At 73.8% G+C, this 18,203-nt stretch carries 17 protein-coding genes; 15 read left to right on the top strand and 2 right to left on the bottom strand.

What is annotated here, in order from left to right; genetic code table 11:
- The 7 genes from infB to SJ20_RS00775 form a co-directional block, all read left to right on the top strand.
- Positions 1-2,118 (top strand): translation initiation factor IF-2 (gene infB, locus SJ20_RS00805; protein ID WP_044658604.1); only part of this gene is annotated, 2,118 nt, incomplete at its 5' end.
- Positions 2,119-2,198: 80 nt separating this feature from the next.
- Positions 2,199-2,651 (top strand): 30S ribosome-binding factor RbfA, encoded by a 453-nt coding sequence (gene rbfA, locus SJ20_RS00800; RefSeq protein ID WP_044658603.1) that lies wholly within the window; start codon positions 2,199-2,201, stop codon positions 2,649-2,651.
- Positions 2,652-2,664: 13 nt separating this feature from the next.
- Complete coding sequence (gene truB, locus SJ20_RS00795) at positions 2,665-3,630, top strand: tRNA pseudouridine(55) synthase TruB (protein WP_078026112.1); 966 nt, start codon at positions 2,665-2,667, stop codon at positions 3,628-3,630.
- Entirely contained in the window at positions 3,627-3,995 is a 369-nt protein-coding gene (locus tag SJ20_RS00790) for a hypothetical protein (RefSeq protein WP_002855305.1), read from the top strand. The genes truB and SJ20_RS00790 overlap by 4 nt, the downstream gene beginning before the upstream one ends.
- Positions 3,996-4,006: 11 nt before the next feature.
- Positions 4,007-4,438, top strand: a complete 432-nt coding sequence (locus SJ20_RS00785; RefSeq protein ID WP_036314984.1) for a hypothetical protein — start codon at positions 4,007-4,009, stop codon at positions 4,436-4,438.
- Positions 4,438-5,415 (top strand): bifunctional riboflavin kinase/FAD synthetase, encoded by a 978-nt coding sequence (locus tag SJ20_RS00780; RefSeq protein WP_041104239.1) that lies wholly within the window; start codon positions 4,438-4,440, stop codon positions 5,413-5,415. The genes SJ20_RS00785 and SJ20_RS00780 overlap by 1 nt, the downstream gene beginning before the upstream one ends.
- Positions 5,412-6,254 carry a class I SAM-dependent methyltransferase gene (locus SJ20_RS00775; RefSeq protein WP_044658602.1) on the top strand — a complete coding sequence of 281 codons (843 nt, stop codon included), beginning with the start codon at positions 5,412-5,414 and terminating at the stop codon, positions 6,252-6,254. The genes SJ20_RS00780 and SJ20_RS00775 overlap by 4 nt, the downstream gene beginning before the upstream one ends.
- Here SJ20_RS00775 and SJ20_RS00770 read toward each other — a convergent pair.
- The gene (locus SJ20_RS00770; protein WP_044658601.1) at positions 6,232-7,236 is read right to left on the bottom strand and encodes a CPBP family intramembrane glutamic endopeptidase; all 1,005 of its coding nucleotides are present in this window, start codon (positions 7,234-7,236) and stop codon (positions 6,232-6,234) included. The two genes, SJ20_RS00775 and SJ20_RS00770, sit on opposite strands and share 23 nt — an antisense overlap.
- A 131-nt stretch (positions 7,237-7,367) precedes the next feature.
- On the opposite strand from SJ20_RS00770, the gene rpsO reads away from it, so the two are divergent.
- The 5 genes from rpsO to SJ20_RS00745 all read left to right on the top strand — a co-directional run bounded on the left by rpsO (position 7,368) and on the right by SJ20_RS00745 (position 12,951).
- The gene (rpsO, locus tag SJ20_RS00765) at positions 7,368-7,637 is read left to right on the top strand and encodes a 30S ribosomal protein S15 (RefSeq protein ID WP_017488396.1); all 270 of its coding nucleotides are present in this window, start codon (positions 7,368-7,370) and stop codon (positions 7,635-7,637) included.
- Positions 7,638-7,931: 294 nt separating this feature from the next.
- Complete coding sequence (locus tag SJ20_RS00760) at positions 7,932-10,193, top strand: polyribonucleotide nucleotidyltransferase (RefSeq protein WP_036315001.1); 2,262 nt, start codon at positions 7,932-7,934, stop codon at positions 10,191-10,193.
- Between the two features lie 83 nt (positions 10,194-10,276).
- On the top strand, positions 10,277-11,605 hold the full coding sequence (locus SJ20_RS00755) for a pitrilysin family protein (RefSeq protein ID WP_036315003.1): 1,329 nt from the start codon (positions 10,277-10,279) through the stop codon (positions 11,603-11,605).
- A gap of 43 nt (positions 11,606-11,648) precedes the next feature.
- A complete protein-coding gene (gene dapB / locus SJ20_RS00750) occupies positions 11,649-12,440 on the top strand; it encodes a 4-hydroxy-tetrahydrodipicolinate reductase (protein WP_044658600.1) in 792 nt (263 codons plus the stop codon).
- On the top strand, positions 12,433-12,951 hold the full coding sequence (locus SJ20_RS00745) for a hypothetical protein (protein ID WP_044658599.1): 519 nt from the start codon (positions 12,433-12,435) through the stop codon (positions 12,949-12,951). Before dapB ends, SJ20_RS00745 begins: the two co-directional genes overlap by 8 nt.
- Positions 12,952-12,968: 17 nt before the next feature.
- On the opposite strand, the gene SJ20_RS00740 is transcribed toward SJ20_RS00745, so the two are convergent.
- The gene (locus SJ20_RS00740) at positions 12,969-14,240 is read right to left on the bottom strand and encodes a heparan-alpha-glucosaminide N-acetyltransferase domain-containing protein (RefSeq protein WP_044658598.1); all 1,272 of its coding nucleotides are present in this window, start codon (positions 14,238-14,240) and stop codon (positions 12,969-12,971) included.
- 41 nt (positions 14,241-14,281) lie between these two features.
- On the opposite strand from SJ20_RS00740, the gene dapA reads away from it, so the two are divergent.
- The 3 genes from dapA to SJ20_RS00725 form a co-directional block, all read left to right on the top strand.
- On the top strand, positions 14,282-15,199 hold the full coding sequence (gene dapA / locus SJ20_RS00735; protein ID WP_036315014.1) for a 4-hydroxy-tetrahydrodipicolinate synthase: 918 nt from the start codon (positions 14,282-14,284) through the stop codon (positions 15,197-15,199).
- Positions 15,200-15,213: 14 nt separating this feature from the next.
- Positions 15,214-16,899, top strand: coding sequence for a ribonuclease J (locus SJ20_RS00730; RefSeq protein ID WP_036337644.1), 1,686 nt, complete (start codon positions 15,214-15,216; stop codon positions 16,897-16,899).
- A gap of 54 nt (positions 16,900-16,953) precedes the next feature.
- The coding region (locus SJ20_RS00725) for a DNA translocase FtsK 4TM domain-containing protein (protein WP_044658597.1) at positions 16,954-18,203 on the top strand (1,250 nt) is incomplete at its 3' end.

Here is an 18,203-nt window from a genome sequence, read left to right as displayed (position 1 = left end):
CCGCGCCCGGCCGCGGGCGCCGGCGGTCCCCGCCCCGGTGGGCCGCGTCCGAACCCGGGCATGATGCCCAAGCAGATCACCCCGGCCCCGCAGCCGGCCCGCGGCCGTGGCCGTCCGGGCGGCGGCCCCGGTGGCGGTCCGGGTCGTCCCGGCGGCCCGGGCGGCCGTGGCGGTCGCGGCAACGCCCAGGGCGCCTTCGGGCGCGGCGGCGGCCCGCGCAAGGGACGCAAGTCGAAGCGCGCGAAGCGCCAGGAGTTCGAGCAGCAGCACACGCGTGAGATCGGCGGCGTCAAGGTCCCCAAGGGTGACGGCACCACCGTTCTGCGCCTGCGCCGCGGCGCGTCCCTGGCCGACTTCGCCGAGAAGATCCGCGCCGACGTCGCCGACCTGGTGAAGGTGCTCTTCACCCTCGGCGAGATGGCCTCGGCCAACCAGTCCCTCGACGAGGAGACCTTCCAGCTGCTCGGCGACGAGCTGGGCTACAAGGTCCAGATCGTGTCCCCGGAGGACGAGGACAAGGAGCTGCTGGAGGCCTTCGACATCGACCTCGAGGCCGAGGAGGCCAACGAGGACGAGGCCGACCTCGAGCCGCGCCCCGCGGTCGTCACCGTCATGGGCCACGTGGACCACGGCAAGACGCGTCTGCTGGACGCCATCCGCTCCTCGAACGTCATCGAGGGCGAGGCCGGCGGCATCACCCAGCACATCGGCGCCTACCAGGTGCCCGTGGAGCACGAGGGCGAGCAGCGTCGCCTCACCTTCATCGACACCCCGGGTCACGAGGCGTTCACCGCCATGCGTGCCCGCGGTGCGAAGGTCACCGACATCGCCGTGCTGGTGGTGGCGGCCGACGACGGCGTCATGCCGCAGACCGTCGAGGCGCTCAACCACGCCCAGTCGGCCGGCGTGCCGATCGTGGTGGCGGTCAACAAGATCGACAAGGACACCGCCGCCCCGGACAAGATCCGCGGTCAGCTCACCGAGTACGGCCTCGTGCCCGAGGAGTACGGCGGCGACACGATGTTCGTGGACGTCTCCGCGCGCAGCAACATCAACATCGACCAGCTGCTCGAGGCGATCCTGCTCACCGCGGACGCCGCCCTCGAGCTCACGGCGAACCCGCACAAGGCCGCCCGCGGCGTGGCCATCGAGGCCAACCTCGACAAGGGCCGCGGCGCCGTCGTCACCGTGCTGGTGCAGACCGGCACGCTGCGCGTGGGCGACACCATGGTGGTGGGCTCCGCCCACGGCCGTGTGCGCGCCATGTTCGACGAGAACGGCAACGCCGTGGAGGCGGCCGATCCGTCGCGTCCCGTCCAGGTGCTCGGCCTGTCCACGGTGCCGCGTGCCGGCGACTCGTTCCTCGTCACCGACGACGAGCGCACCGCCCGCCAGATCGCGGAGAAGCGCGAGGCCGCGGACCGCAACGCCCAGCTGGCCAAGCGCCGCAAGCGCATCACCCTGGAGGACTTCGACCAGGCCGTGGCCGAGGGCAAGCTGGACACGCTCAACCTCATCATCAAGGGCGACGCGTCCGGTGCCGTCGAGGCGCTCGAGGACTCGCTGCTCAAGATCGAGGTCGGCGAGGACGAGGTGCAGCTGCGCGTCATCCACCGCGGCGTCGGCGCCATCACGCAGAACGACGTGAACCTGGCGACCGTGGACAACGCCATCATCATCGGCTTCAACGTGCGCCCCGCCGAGCGGGTCGCCGACCTGGCCGACCGCGAGGGTGTGGACATGCGCTTCTACAGCGTGATCTACGACGCGATCGACGACATCGAGAACGCGCTCAAGGGCATGCTGAAGCCGGAGTACGAGGAGGTCGAGCTCGGCTCGGCCGAGGTCCGCGAGGTGTTCCGCTCCTCCAAGTGGGGCAACATCGCCGGTTCGCTCGTGCGCTCGGGCCTCATCCGCCGCAACGCCCAGGCCCGCCTGGTGCGCGACGGCGTGGTGGTCTCCGAGCACCTCAAGATCGAGTCGCTGCGCCGCTTCAAGGACGACGCCACGGAGGTCCGCGAGGGCTACGAGTGCGGCATCGGCCTGGGCAGCTTCAACGACATCAAGGAGGGCGACGTGATCGAGACCTTCGAGATGCAGGAGAAGCCGCGCGTCTGACGGCCGGGGCGGGGGCCCGCACGGGCCCCCGCCTTCCGCGTCCCACCCTCTGAACCATCACCACCGGAAGGAACCGCACCATGGCCGATCCGGCACGCGCCGGCCGCCTGGCCCAGCGCATCAAGGTCCTCGTGGCCGAGGCGCTGCGCCGCGGCGTCAAGGACGATCGCGTGGAGCCCGTCACCGTGACGGAGGTCCGCGTGACCAACGACCTGCAGCACGCCACCGTCTACTACACCGTCCTGGGCGACGAGGCCACGGTGGCCGCCGCCCACGAGGGCATCCAGGACAACCGCGGCATCCTGCGCCGCGAGGTGGGCCGCGGGCTCACCATCCGCCTGGTGCCCACGCTCGAGTTCGTGGCGGACACCGTCCCCGAGGCGGCCGCACACCTGGAGGACGTCCTCCGCGCGGCCAAGGAGCGGGACGCCGAGCTGGCGAAGGAGCGCGAGGGCGCGTCGTACGCCGGTGACGCGGACCCGTACCGCACCGCGGAGCCGGACGCCGACGCCGACGACGCCCCGCGCGCCTGAGGCCCGCGGCACGGTGAGCGCACGCAGCACCGGGGGACAGGCCCCCGACGCGCCGGGAACGGAGGCGTCGGGGGTCGTCCTCGTGGACAAGCCGCAGGGGTGGACCTCGCACGACGTCGTCGGGCGGGTCCGCCGGCTGGCGGGCACCCGCAAGGTGGGCCACGCCGGCACCCTGGATCCCATGGCCACGGGCCTGCTCGTGGTCGGCGTCAACAAGGCCACGCGCCTGCTGACCGCCATCACGGGCACGGACAAGACGTACACGGCCACGATCCGGCTCGGGCAGTCGACCGTCACGGACGACGCGGAGGGCGAGGTCGTGCAGACCCGGCTGGCCAACGCCGTCACGCCCGAGCGCGTGGCCGAGCAGGTCGCCGCCCTCACGGGCGAGATCCTGCAGGCGCCCTCGGCCGTCTCCGCCGTCAAGGTGGCGGGCCGGCGCGCCTACGATCGCGTCCGCGCGGGAGAGGACGTCACCCTCGACGCCCGCCCCGTCACCGTGCACGAGTTCACGGTGCACGAGCTGCGCCGGCTCGACGGCGGCCGGCTGGTCGACCTCGACGTCACCGTGCGCTGCTCCTCCGGGACCTACATCCGGGCGCTCGCCCGCGACCTGGGCGAGGCCCTCGAGACCGGCGGTCACCTGACGGCGCTGCGCCGCACCGCCGTCGGCCCGTTCGACGTGGCCGACGCGCTCTCGCTCGAGGCCCTCGCGGAGCGGTTCGCGATGACCGAGCTCTCCGAGGCCGCCGCCGGGCTCTTCCCGGTGCGCGAGCTGACGGAGCACGAGGCCCACGAGCTCGCCTTCGGGCGGGTCGTGGCGCCCACCGGCACGGGTGAGACGCTCGTCGCCGGGCGCGCGCCGGACGGCCGCGTCATCGCCCTCGTCTCCGACGTGCGCCGCCGCGGCGCCGACGTCGCCAAGCCCCAGCTCGTGTTCGCCCCGGCCGAGGGGCCGGGACAGGGAAGGACCGCATGATCCTCGACGCCTGGTTCTGGACGGGACTGGTGATCGGTGCCGTCTCGTTCGTCGTCTGCGTGGTGATGACGGCGATCCGCCGCCACCCCGCGGACGCCTCGATCCTCTCGGTGGCCGCCGTCGAGCTGTTCACGCTCGTCTATGCGGCGGCCGCCGCCGTCCGCCAGCTCGGCGGGGACACCCTGAACGGCCCCGGCTGGGAGTTCTGGGGCTACATCCTCACCGCCCTGATCGTGCCGGTGATCGCCGTGGGCTGGGCCGTCACGGACAAGACCCGGTGGTCCAACCTCGTGCTGGCCGTGGTCGGGCCCACGATCGCCGTGATGCTGCACCGCATGCAGGTCATCTGGTTCGGGCAGTGGTGAGGAGGATGGACATGGCACCCAGCGACGGCGCCCCCGCGCGCAACCAGGGTCTCGGCCGGATCATCGTCATGGTCTACGCGGTGTTCGCCCTCTCGGCGAGCGCGCGCAGCCTCTTCCAGATCCTCACGCAGTTCGACGCCGCCCCCGTGGCGTACACGCTCTCCGCGGTCGCGGCGGTCGTGTACATCGTGGCGACGTTCGCGCTCGCCCGCTCCGGCGCGCGCGCCTGGGCCGTGGCGCTGGGCGCCGTGCTCGTGGAGCTGGCCGGCGTGGTGGGCGTGGGCCTGTGGACCGTCCTGGATCCGGGGATGTTCGCCCACGACACCGTGTGGTCCCGGTTCGGCGCGGGCTACGGCTACGTGCCGCTCGTGCTGCCGGTGGTCGGCCTGATCTGGCTGCTGACGCACCGCCCCGCCCGCCCGGCCGAGGCGGGGGCGCTCTGATGCGGGTCTGGAACAGCCTGGACGAGGTCCCCACGGACCTGCCGCGCACCGTGGTCACCCTGGGCAACTTCGACGGCGTGCACCGCGGCCACCGGGAGGTGCTGCGCCGGGTCGTCGAGCTGGCGCGGGCCCGCGACGCCCTGGCCGTGGCCGTGACCTTCACCCCGCACCCGCGCGCCGTGCACCATCCCGAGGTGCCCCACGTGGACATCATCAGCCCCGAGCAGCGGGTCGTCCTCCTGGACGAGGCGGGTCTGGACGCGGTGCTCCTGCAGCGCTACACCCTCGAGTTCGCGGACCAGTCCCCGGAGGAGTTCGTCCGCGGCATGCTCGTGCACGGGCTGCACGCCGCCGTCGTGGTCGTGGGGCACGACGTGCGCTTCGGCCGGGGCAACACCGGCGACGTCGCGGAGATGGTGCGCCTGGGGGCCCGCTACGGCTTCGAGGTCGAGGCCGTCGAGGAGTTCCCCGCCGAGCACGGGGCCGAGCCGGAGCGCCGCTGCTCCTCGACCTGGGTGCGGGAGGCCCTGGCCGCGGGCGACGTCGCCCAGGCCGCGGCCGTGCTCGGCCGGCACCACGTGCTCGCCGGCGAGGTGGTGCACGGGTTCGCGCGCGGCCGCGAGCTCGGCTTCCCCACGGCGAACCTCGAGACGGATGTGCAGGGCATGATCCCGGCCGACGGCGTCTACGCCGGCTGGGTGCACGACGCGCACGGCGGGGTGTGGCCGGCCGCGATCTCCATCGGCTCGAACCCCACGTTCGAGGACGTCTCCCGCGTGGTGGAGGCACACGTGATCGACCGCCACGACGAGCGGGTGGAGGACTTCGACCTGTACGGCCAGCACATCGAGGTGGAGTTCGTGGCCCGGCTGCGCGGGATGGTCGCCTACGAGGGCGTCGAGAAGCTCGTGGCGCAGATCACGCAGGACGTGGACGAGGCCCGGGCGATCCTGGCCACGACCCCCTCCGACCGGTGAGCGCCCCGGAGCCGGGCGCTCCCCCCGCTGTGCCGAACCTGCCGGGGCGCCCGGCCCGGGCCCGTCGGGCCGGGCCCAACCCCTTCGAGACCGGCGGGGAGCACTACGACGCCGTCCGCCCCTCCTACCCGGCCGCCGCGGTGGACCGCGTCCTGGCGGGCACCGCCGACGGCGCGGACGTGGTGGAGCTCGGGGCCGGGACGGGACTGTTCACCCGGCTGCTCGCGGCCCGCCCGGCGGACCGGGTGCGGACGGTGACGGCCCTCGAGCCGTCGGCGTCGATGCGCGCCGTCCTGGAACGCGAGGTCGCGGCCGGCACGGGCGGGCGGGTGCGCGCCGTGCCGGGCACGGGCGAGGCCACGGGCCTGCCGGCGGCGAGCGCCGACGTCGTGGTGGCGGCCCAGGCATGGCACTGGATGGACCCGGCCGCGGCGAGCGCGGAGGCCGCACGGGTGCTGCGCCCGGGCGGGCGCCTGGCCGCGGTGTGGAACCAGCTCGACACGGCGGTGCCGTGGGTGCACCGTCTCACCCGGATCATGCACGCCGGGGACGTGCACGCCGCCCGGCCGGAGCAGCGCCGGTTCGCCGCCCCGTTCGGGGCGGAGGAGCACGCGCGCTGGGCGTGGACGCAGCCCATGACCGCGGCGGGGCTGCACGGGCTCATGGCCTCGCGCTCGTACTGGCTACGCGCGGACGAGCGGATCCGGTCCCGGATGACGGCCAACCTCGACTGGTACCTGCACGAGCACCTGGGCCATGCGGCGGACGCGGTCCTGCAGGTGCCCTACGTGACGGTGGCCTGGTGGGCGGCGCCGGTCAGGGGCGGGCGCCCACGGTGACCGGGACCGTCCGGGCGATCCCGGCCCGCCGCGCCTGCCAGAGCAGCAGCGCCGTGGCCACCGCGACCACCGCCACCGAGAGCAGCGTGGCCGCCGGGGAGCCGGCGGTCTCCGCGCCCACGTAGCTGTCCTCGACGGTGCCCACGAGCGTGCCGACGGCGATGATCACCACGTTGTTGACCACGTGGAGGGCGACGGCGGCCTCGAGCCCGCCCGTGCGCCACGTGAGCAGGACGGCGGCGACGGCGAACGCGGCGAGGTCCAGCAGGATCCACGGGTCGAGCGAGCCGTGGGCGAGCGAGAAGGTCGCCGCCGAGAGCACCGCGGTGACCGCGGCGGCCACGACCGGCCGGCGGATCCACGTGCCGACGGCCAGCAGCAGCCACCCGCGGAACAGGTACTCCTCGCCCGCGGCCTGGAACGGGGTGAGCACGAACGCCATGACGAGCAGCCAGACCCAGTCCTGCGCGCGCGGGGCCGTGGGGGCGCCGTCGAGGGCCCACGCGCCCAGCACGTAGGCGAGGAACAGCGGCGTCAGCACGACGACGCAGCGCGCCAGCCAGCGCCAGCGCACGCGGCCCTCGACCGAGTGGACGAAGCGGGCGGCGACGGGGTGGCCCAGCGCCACGGCCAGCAGCGCGACCCCGATCAGCGCGGCGAGCAGGAGGTTGTTCAGCAGCACCATGGGCGCGGAGTACAGGTCGAGGTCGGTCACGTCCGTCGGGTCGGCCGCGCCGAGCAGCGCGGGCCCGGACGTGGCGATCAGGGCGAGAGCGCCCAGCACGCCCCCCAGCACGAGGAGGCCCACCAGGCCGGCCAGCACGAGGCCGAAGGACGCGAGCGGGTTCCACCATCGGGCCCGCGGCGTGCGCAGCAGCGCGGGGTAGCCGTGGCCGATCAGCGGCAGATCCAGGGGCGGCGCGGGCGGCCGGAGGGGGAACGACGACGGGGCCGGGGAGTGGGGGACCGGTGGGGTGCTCACCGGGCCAGGGTAGGCGATGCGGTAGACTCGACCCTCGGCCTCCCTGCAGTCCGCGGTGGGGTGGGCCCCGCGTCGTCCGCCCCGGCGGGGCGCGGCCCGTGTTCGCGGTACCGAAGTGAAGGAGGCCCACCATGGCCCTGGATCCCGCTGTCAAGCAGCAGATCATCAAGGAGTACGCCACCCACGAGGGCGACACCGGTTCCCCCGAGGTGCAGATCGCGGTCCTGTCCCGCCGCATCAAGGACCTGACCGAGCACCTCAAGGAGCACAAGCACGACCACCACACCCGTCGCGGCCTGATGGCCCTGGTGGGTCGCCGTCGTCGCATGCTCGGCTACCTGCAGAAGGTCGACATCGAGCGCTACCGTGCGCTGATCGAGCGCCTCGGCCTGCGCAAGTGACCTGAGGAGGCGGCGCCGGAGCCCGCGGGGACCCGCGAGCGCCGGCGCCGCCTTTCGTCTGCCCCCGGACGCACGTAGTGTGTCCCGGGGGGAGACCGCCGCAGCCTGCGGCACTCCGGCGCGCCATGGCGCGCATCCCCGCATCATCGACACACCCGACGGTTCCGCGCCCATCGCCCGCGGTCCTCGACAGTGGCTCCCGGACCCCGCCGCACGGCGGGACGCCGAGGGCCTCGATCGAAGACCAGGGGGACAGGGACGCCTGCGGCGCCGTCCACCTGAAAGGAGGCCCTCATGGAGGGTCCTGAGATCACCTTCGCCGAGGCCGTCATCGACAACGGCTCGTACGGCAAGCGCACCGTCCGCTTCGAGACCGGGCGCCTCGCCCAGCAGGCCGCCGGCGCCGCCATGGTCTACATCGACGAGGAGACGTCGATGCTGTCCGCCACCACCGTCGGCAAGTCGCCCCGCGAGGGCTTCGACTTCTTCCCGCTGACCGTGGACGTCGAGGAGCGCATGTACGCCGCGGGCCGCATCCCCGGCTCGTTCTTCCGCCGCGAGGGCCGCCCGTCCACGGACGCGATCCTCACCTGCCGCCTGATCGACCGCCCGCTGCGCCCGGCGTTCGTCAAGGGCATCCGCAACGAGGTCCAGGTCGTCGTGACCGTCACCTCGATCGCCCCGGACGAGATCTACGACACGGTGGCCATCAACGCCGCCTCCCTGTCCACGCAGCTGTCCGGCCTGCCGTTCTCCGGTCCCATCGGCGGCGTGCGCATGGCCCTCATGGACGACGGCTCCGGCACGCGCCAGTGGGTCGCGTTCCCGAAGCACTCCCAGCTCGAGGGCGCCGTGTTCAACATGGCCGTGGCCGGCCGTGTGGTGGGCGACGACGTCGCCATCATGATGGTCGAGGCCGAGGCGACCCCGGACTCCTGGACCCTGGTCAAGGAGCGCGGCGCGCAGGCGCCCACCGAGGAGATCGTGGCCGAGGGCCTCGAGGCCGCCAAGCCCTTCATCCGCGCCCTGTGCGAGGCCCAGGCCGACCTGGTCAAGCGCGCCGGCAAGGACCCGGTGGACGTCCCCGTGTTCCAGGACTACCAGGACGACGCCTACGCCGCCGTCGAGAAGCTCGCCACGGACCGCCTGACCGAGATCTTCTCCATCGGCGACAAGCAGGAGCGCGAGTCGGCCTCGGACGCCTACCTGCTCGAGGTGCTCGAGGAGCTCGCCGGCGAGGGCAAGGACTTCGCCGAGCGCAAGGGCGAGATCGCCAAGGCCTACGGCTCCCTCACCAAGCAGATCGTGCGCCGCCGCATCCTCACCGACCAGGTGCGCATCGACGGCCGCGGCCTGACGGACATCCGCAAGCTGACCGCGGAGGTGGAGGTCCTGCCCCGCGTGCACGGCTCCGCCATCTTCGAGCGCGGCGAGACCCAGATCATGGGCGTCACCACGCTGAACATGCTCAAGATGGAGCAGCAGATCGACTCGTTGGCGCCGGAGACGGCCAAGCGGTACATGCACCACTACAACTTCCCGCCGTACTCCACCGGCGAGACCGGCCGCGTGGGCTCCCCGAAGCGCCGCGAGATCGGCCACGGCGCCCTCGCCGAGCGCGCCCTCGTGCCCGTGCTGCCGGCCCGCGAGGAGTTCCCCTACGCGATCCGCCAGGTCTCCGAGGCCCTCGGCTCCAACGGCTCGACGTCGATGGGCTCCGTCTGCGCCTCCACCCTGTCCCTGCTGAACGCGGGCGTGCCGCTGCGTGCGCCCGTGGCCGGCATCGCCATGGGCCTGGTCTCCGCCGAGGTGGACGGCCAGACCCAGTACGCGGCCCTGACCGACATCCTCGGCGCCGAGGACGCGTTCGGCGACATGGACTTCAAGGTGGCCGGCACCGCGGAGTTCGTCACCGCGATCCAGCTGGACACCAAGCTGGACGGCATCCCGGCCTCCGTGCTGGCCGCCGCCCTGACGCAGGCCCGCGAGGCGCGCCTGCACATCCTGTCCGTGCTGAACGCCGCCATCGACGCCCCGGACGAGATGGCCCCCACCGCCCCGCGGATCATCTCCGTGCGCATCCCGGTGGACAAGATCGGCGCGGTCATCGGCCCCAAGGGCGCCATGATCAACCAGATCCAGGACGACACGGGCGCGGACATCACCATCGAGGACGACGGCACCGTGCTGATCGGCGCCACCGACGGCGCCTCGGCCGAGGCCGCGCGCTCCGCGGTGAACGCGATCGCCAACCCGCAGGTCCCCGAGGTCGGTGAGCGCTACCTCGGCACCGTGGTGAAGCTGACCACGTTCGGCGGGTTCGTCTCGCTCACCCCGGGCAAGGACGGCCTGTTGCACATCTCCGAGCTGCGAAAGCTCAACGAGGGCAAGCGCGTGGACGACGTCGAGGACGTGCTCGGCGTGGGCCAGAAGGTCCAGGTCGAGATCACCAAGATCGACGACCGCGGCAAGCTGTCCCTCTCCCCGGTGGTGGCGGAGTCCGACGCCCTGGCCGAGACCGCGGACGCGATCGAGTCCTCGCAGATCGAGGCCTGATCCGCCCCGCCCGGCCCGGTGACCACGACGGCGCCGCACCCTCCCCGCGAGTGGTGCGGCGCCGTCGTCGCGCATGGGCGAGAATGGCCGTCATGAGTGTTCACCGTGAGATCCCCCTGGACTTCGACGGCGTGCTGGCGGACGAGGGCAACGGTTCCGTGGTGCGCCGCTCCGTGCTGCCCGGCGGCGTCCGCGTGCTCACCGAGGCCATGCCGGACCAGCGCTCGGTGACCATCGGCTACTGGGTGGCCGTCGGGTCCCGTGACGAGTCGCCCGAGGGCTACGGCGCCACGCACTTCCTCGAGCACCTGCTCTTCAAGGGCACTCCCACGCGCACCGCGATGGACATCGCGGCCGCCTTCGACCGCGTGGGCGGGGAGTCCAACGCCGGCACGGCCAAGGAGTCCACCGTCTACCACGCCCGCGTGCTGGACGAGGACCTGCCGATGGCCGTGGAGGTCCTCACGGACATGCTCACCTCCTCCCTGATCGACCCGGACGAGCTCGAGACCGAGCGCGGCGTGATCCTCGAGGAGCTCGCCATGGACGCGGACGACCCCGTGGACGTGGCCCACGAGAAGCTCGCCGAGGTCATGCTGGACGGCCACCCCCTCGGCCGGCCGATCGGCGGCACGCCCGAGACGATCCGGGCCGTCACCCGCGACCATGTGGTGGGGCACTACACGCACTGGTACCGCCCGGACGAGCTCGTCGTCACCGCCGCCGGCCACCTCGACCACGACGAGGTCTGCCGCCTCGTCCTCGCCGCCCTGCGCGCCTCGGGCTGGGAGCTCACCCAGGGGGCCCTGCCCGCCCCGCGTCGTGCCGTGGACACCGCCGGGGCCGCGGCCTCGCGGGTGCGGACCGGCACGCACACCGTCACCAAGGCGGTCGAGCAGGCCAACGTCCTCGTCGGCGGCCGCTCGCTGTCCACCACGGACCCGGACCGCTTCGCCCTGGGCGTCATGCAGTCCGTCCTGGGCGGGGGCATGTCCTCGCGGCTGTTCCAGGAGATCCGCGAGCGCCGCGGCCTGGCCTACAACACCTACTCGTTCTCCGCCGGGTACTCCGACGCCGGCTACTGGGGCCTGTACGCGGGCTGCCAGCCGGACCGGGTGGACGAGGTGGCCGCGCTGATGGAGGCCGAGCTGGACCGGATGGCCGAGGCCGACGTCACCGGGGAGGAGCTCGCGCGCGCCCACGGGCAGATCTGCGGCGGCACCGTGCTGGGCATGGAGTCCACGGGCGCCCGCATGTCCCGGCTGGGACGGGCCGAGCTGGTCACGGGGGAGTACGTGGACCTGGCGGCCTCCCTCGCCCGGGTCCGCGAGGTCGACGCCGGCCAGGTCCGGGCCGTGGCCGCGCGCCTGGCCGCGGGGGACCGGGCGCGCGTCGTCGTCGCCCCGGCCTGACCTCGGCCACGGCCGCCGGGGCGGGCCGCGTAGGCTGGAGGCCATGACCGAGACCCGCACCCCCTCCGCCGTGTCCCCTCCCGACGACGTCCCGCGCGTCGCGATCCTGGGCGCCCGTGGCCGCATGGGCCGCCACGCGGTGCCCGCGGTGCGAGCGGCCGAGGGGCTGGAGCTCGTGGCCGAGCTCGGCTCGCAGGACCGCCTGGACGCGGTGCTCGACGCCGGCGCCACCCACGTCCTGGACCTCACGGTCCCGGACGCCTCGCCCGAGAACGTGGCCTTCGCCGTGGAGCACGGGCTGCACACGGTCGTCGGCACGTCGGGCTGGGTGCCCGAGCGCCGCGAGCGCCTCGAGGCGCAGCTGGCTGAGCACCCGGGGGTGGGCGTGCTGATCGCCCCGAACTTCTCGGTCGGCTCGGTGCTGGCCTCGGCGTTCGCCGCGCAGGCGGCGCGGTACTTCGAGTCCGTCGAGCTCGTCGAGCTGCACCACCCGGACAAGGTGGATGCCCCGTCGGGCACGGCCGTGCGGACCGCCGAGCTCATCGGCGCGGCCCGGGACGCGGCCGGCGTGCCCGTCTCCCCGGACGCCACCGAGCACGACCCGGACGGCGCGCGCGGCGCCGTCGTCCACGGCGTGCACGTGCACGCGGTGCGCCTGCGCGGCCTGGAGGCGCACCAGGAGGTGCTGCTGGGCGGGCCGGGCGAGCAGCTCGTGGTCCGGCACGACGCGTTCGACCGCGGGGCCTACATGCCCGGCGTCGTCCTCGGCCTGCGGACCGTGGCCTCCCGCCCGGGTCTGACCTATGGACTGGACGGATACCTGGACCTTGGCTGAGCCCTCCCGCACCCCCGACGACGGCGCCGTGGGCCCGCCCGCGCCCGCCGTCCGTGCCCGCCGCTCGACCGTGATGAGCAAGGTGTGGGTCGGCTTCGTGTGCCTGCTCGTGCTGCTGTTCGCCGGGTTCGCCCTCAACGCGTCCGTCGCGCTGGTGCGCGCCCCGCAGCCACTGGCCAAGGCGATCGGCGCGGGCGTCATCCTCGTGGTGCTGGTGACCGTGGCCGTCCTGGCCCGCGAGGTGTGGTTCGGGCGCCAGACCGAACGCCTGGCCGACCAGCTCGAGGCCGAGGGCGGGCTGCCGGAGGACGACCTGCCGCGCTCGCCCGGCGGCCGGATCGACCGGGAGGCCGCCGACGCCCAGTTCGAGCTGTACCGCGTGGAGGCCGAGGCCGCACCGCGCGACTGGCGCGCCCGCTACCGCCTCGCCCTGGCCTACGACGCCTCGGGCGACCGCCGCCGCGCCCGCGAGGCGGCCCGGGAGGCCGTCCGCCTGCACCGCGCCGGCTGACGCGGCCCACGCGTCGCTCAGCGCCCTCCGACGGCCCGTTCCCCACCCGTCCGGGAGAGCCGGGCCATCACGGCTTCGAGCGGACCCCGTCGGCCGCTGAGCTCGGCGGCCAGCCCGGCCGCGAGGCTCAGCACGACGAGGGCGGTGAGCAGCGCCCCGTCGGCCGGATCGAGTCCGGTCGCGTCCACGAGCGCGAGCACCACGAGGTGCCCCACGTAGAGCGTGAGCGGGATGCGCCCCGCACCCACGAGCGGGCGCAGCGCGGCGTGCCCGACCAGCGGCCGGGCCAGCAGGCAGGCGCCCAGCACGGCGCAGGCCCAGCCCGCCGCAAGCACGGCGGCCACCACGGACCCGGAGTGCGGGGTCGGCAGGGCGAGCCACAGCGGATCCGGGATCAGCAGCGCGAGCCGCGGCTCGCCCGTGCGCAGCGTGAGCGCCGTCTCGACCGGGTCCGTGCCGATCGCCGCGGCGACCCGCCCGACCGTGCCCGGGGCCCGCAGCACCGCCGCACCGACGACGCCGGCCGCCGCCCACGCCGTGGCCCCGCCGCCGAGGATCCCGGCGGCCACGCGGCGACGGTCCAGCGGCAGCCGCCCCAGGGCCAGCCCCAGCACGAGGAACGCGCCCCAGGACAGGACGGGGTAGTAGCCCGTGACCGTGAGATCGGCCAGCAGCAGCCCGGGACGCAGCAGGTCCGCGGGGCCGGGGGAGAGCCAGAGCCGCCCGCCCACGAAGAACTCCTGACGCCCCACGGCGGCCTGCGCGGCCGCGACCACCGCGAACACCAGCACCGGCCCGAGCACGAGCCACGCCCCCGCGATCAGGCCCAGGGCGCGGGCGCGCAGGCCCAGCAGGGGCAGCGCGAGCAGGAAGAGCAGGGCGTAGTGGCACAGGATCACGGCCACGGGGACCCCGAGCGTCCCGCACGCGAGCCCGAGCACGAACAGCAGACCCGCGCGGCGGGCGATCCGGCGGCGCAGCGCCGCGCGCCGGATCCCCGTGGCCGGCGTCGCGCCCCCCGTGGACAGGGCCAGCCCGACCCCGGCCAACAGGACGAACAGCACCGAGGCGCGGCCGGCGAACCACAGGAACGCCGGGTGGGGTGCTCCGTCCGCCGTCACCGGGTCGACGACGTGGACGGTGATCATGCCGAGCAGGGCGATCCCGCGGGCCGCGTCGACGCCGGGCAGTCGGCGACGCGCGGGCCGGTCCGGGCGGACGGCGGCGGGGGGCGGGGCGGGACGCAGGGCGGGCTCCTCTCGGGTCGCCGCGCGTCGCGGAGGGGCCACGGACGGCGCGGGCCCCCAGTCTCGCAGGTAGGGTGGGGCCCATGAGTGCCGTCCGTTCCGCCGTCATCCCCTCCGAGCTGCTCTTCGGCACGGTCGTGCCCGCCATGGTCACCCCCATGACGGACGAGGGCGCCGTGGACCTCGAGGCGGCCGCCGCGCTGGCCGAGCACCTGGTGGACCGCGGGGCCGACGGCCTCGTGGTCACCGGCACCACCGGCGAGACCTCCACGCTCACGGACGACGAGAACGTGGCGATGTTCCGCACCGTCGTCGAGGCCGTGGGGGACCGCGCCAGGGTCGTGGCCGGCACCGGCACCAACGACACGGCGCACACCCTCGAGCTGTCGCGCCGCGCGGCCGAGACGGGCGTGGACGGGCTGCTGCTCGTCACCCCGTACTACAACAAGCCCAACCAGGCCGGCATCCGCGCGCACTTCGAGACCGTGGCCGACGGGGTGGACCTGCCGATCATGCTCTACGACATCCCGGGCCGCTCCGTGATGCCGATCGAGCCCGAGACGGTCATCGCGCTCGCGCAGCATCCCAACATCCGTGCGCTCAAGGACGCGAAGGGGGACCTGCAGTCCACCACCACCGTCCTGGCGCACACGGACCTCGACCTCTACTCCGGCGACGACGGCGCGACCCTGCCGCTCATGGCGCTCGGCGCCGTGGGGGTCGTCTCGGTGGCCGCGCACGCGGCCCCCGAGCTGTACCGCCAGCTCGTGGACGCCGTCCACGCCGGCGACCTGGCCGGTGCCCGTGATCACCACTTCGCGCTGGACCCCGTCCAGCGCGGCATCATGACCCATGTCCAGGGCGCGGTGGCCGCGAAGGCCGTCCTCGCCGCCCAGGGCGTCATCCCGTCCGCAGCCGTGCGGCTGCCCCTCGTCCAGGCCACGCCGGACGAGCTCTCCGTCATCCGAGCCGACCTCGCGGAGGCCGGCATCACCTTCTAGAAGGGACCCGTTCCATGACCGCAGGCACCCGCCTGTCCACCCCGCCCAAGCTCAAGCGGGGCACCTGCCGCATCGTCCAGCTGGGCGGCCTCGAGGAGGTCGGCCGCAACATGGTCACCTTCGAGATCGACGGCAAGATCCTCATCGTCGACTGCGGCGTCCTCTTCCCCGAGGAGCACCAGCCCGGCGTCGACCTCATCCTGCCGGACTTCGACTACATCCGGGACCGCGTGGACGACGTCGTCGGCATCGTCCTGACCCACGGCCACGAGGACCACATCGGCGCCGTGCCGTACCTGCTGCGCCTGCGTGACGACATCCCCGTGATCGGCTCCAAGCTGACGCTCGCCCTGATCGAGGCCAAGCTCGAGGAGCACCGGATCAAGCCGCGCACCCGCGTGGTCAAGGAAGACGACATCGTCGAGTTCGGCCCGTTCGAGTGCGAGTTCGTGGCCGTGAACCACTCGATCCCGGACGCGCTCGCCGTCGCCATCCACACGGACGCCGGCACCATCCTGCACACCGGCGACTTCAAGATGGACCAGCTGCCGCTCGACGGCCGCATCACGGACCTGCGCGCCTTCGCCCGTCTCGGCGAGGAGGGCGTGGACCTGTTCATGACCGACTCCACGAACGCCGAGGTCCCGGGGTTCACCACCACGGAGGCGGAGATCGGCCCCACCCTCGAGCGCTACTTCGCCACGGCGAAGCGCCGCATCGTGGTGGCCTCGTTCTCCTCCCACGTGCACCGCGTGCAGCAGGTCCTCGACGCCGCCCACAAGCACGGTCGCAAGGTGGCCTTCGGCGGGCGCTCCATGATCCGCAACATGACCATCGCGGCGAAGCTCGGCTACCTCAACGTGCCGAACGGGATCCTCGTGGACATCCGCAAGGTGGACAAGTACCGCGACGACGAGATCGTGCTGATGGTCACCGGCTCCCAGGGCGAGCCGATGGCGGCCCTGTCCCGGATGGCCAACGGCGACCACCAGGTGCAGCTGGAGGAGGGCGACCTCGTCGTGCTGGCCTCCTCGCTGATCCCGGGCAACGAGAACTCCGTGTTCCGCGTGATCAACGGGCTCATGAAGCTCGGCGCGACCGTGGTGCACAAGGGCATGGCCAAGGTGCACGTCTCCGGCCACGCCTCCGAGGGCGAGCTGCTGTACTGCTACAACATCGTCGAGCCCGAGTTCGTGATGCCGGTGCACGGCGAGACCCGCCACCTGATCGCCAACGGCCGGATCGCGGAGAAGACCGGCGTGCCGGCCGAGAACGTCATCCTGGCCGGCAACGGCACGGTGGTGGACATGACCGACGGCCTCGTGAAGGTCGTCGGCGAGGTGGAGTGCGGCTACGTGTACGTGGACGGCTCCTCCGTGGGCGAGATCTCCGACTCCGACCTCAAGGACCGCCGTGTCCTGGGCGAGGAGGGCTTCCTCTCGATCATCACCGTGGTCAACCGGCAGACCGGCGCGATCGTGTCCGGCCCGGACGTCCACGCCCGCGGCATCGCCGAGGACGAGAAGGTGTTCGAGGAGATCAAGCCGAAGATCGTCCGGGCGCTCGAGGAGGCCGTGCAGTCCAGCAAGGACCACACCGCCCACCAGCTCCAGCAGGTGGTCCGCCGGACCGTCGGCACGTGGGTCAACCGCAAGCTGCGCCGCCGCCCGATGATCATCCCGGTGGTCCTGGAGGCCTGACCCCTCCGGGTCGCCATGCCTGCCGTGTCCGCGGTTCGCGGTAGTTTGGTGGGCATGGCGACCCGTACTTCCCCCACGCGTTCGTCCTCCTCCTCCGCCACGTCCCGCTCCGGCTCCGCCGGACGCCGAGGCTCCGGACGGAAGGGGTCGACCGCGACCGTCCCCGAGGCCGACCGGCCCGCCGCGCCCCTGCGCGCCCTGCACACCCTGTGGATGGGGCTGGCCACGCCGGTCGGCGCCGGCTTCCGCAAGCTCGGCCCGGACGTGCGCATCGACCGCGAGGAACGCCGTGACGGCACCGGCCTGCTCCTGCTGCTGCTCGCCGCGCTGATCGCGGCCGTGGAGTGGTGGGGCCTGCGCGGCACCGCCGTCGGCCGCGTGGTGCACGGGGTGGTGGGCGGCACCGTCGGGTGGTTCGCCCTCCTGGTGCCGATCGCCCTGCTCGTCGTGGCCGTGCGCTGCTTCCGCCACGCCACGGACCATCGCGCCAACGGGCGCATCATCATCGGCCTGCTCACGGCGACCGTCGCCGGCTCCGGCATCGCCCACCTCGTGGGCGGTGTGCCCTCGGCCGCCGAGGCCTTCGAGGACATGCTCGGCGCCGGGGGCATGGTCGGCTACCTGGCGACGGCGCCGCTGGCCTCCCTGCTGACACCCGTGCCCGTCTGGGCCCTCATGATCCTGCTGGCCTTCTTCTCGGTGCTCGTGCTCACCGCGACGCCCGTCGGTGCGATCCCGCAGCGGATCGCGGGAGGCTACGACTGGCTCACGGGCCAGGACCCCGAGGGCGCCTCCGAGCAGCGGGCCGCCCGCCGCGACGAGCGGCGCCGGGCCCGTGAGGTGCGCCGCGAGGCCGAGGACCTCGCCACCCCGCTCTCCGTGGACGCGGAGACCGGGCGCACCCACCCGGGCCACGACCAGTCCTACCTGGACGGACCGGCCGCCGGCTCCCACGCCGCCGGGGCCTCCCGCCCCGGCCTGTTCGCGCGCCTGTTCGGCGGGCGCCGGGCACGCGAGGATCAGGCCGCCGACGCCGCCCCGGAGCGCACCGCCAGCACCGCCTACGACTCCCCGGTGATCCACGAGGCCGAGGCCGGCTCCCACGCCGCCCCCGAGGCCGAGACCACCCGGGTCCTGCCCCGACCCGCCCCGCGGCGGGCCGCTCGCGGGGAGCAGGGCGTGTTCGACGCCGAGCAGGCCGCCGCGAACGCGCGGGACGCGGGCCGGGACGCCTCGGACGACTTCGACCCGTGGGTGGACGAGGACGACGCGCCCGAGGACGCGGACGCCGAGCCGCAGCCGCC

Source organism: Micrococcus sp. MS-ASIII-49, from assembly GCF_000946635.1.
Taxonomy (GTDB): domain Bacteria; phylum Actinomycetota; class Actinomycetes; order Actinomycetales; family Micrococcaceae; genus Micrococcus; species Micrococcus luteus.
This window is presented reverse-complemented; position numbering and strand designations above follow the sequence as displayed.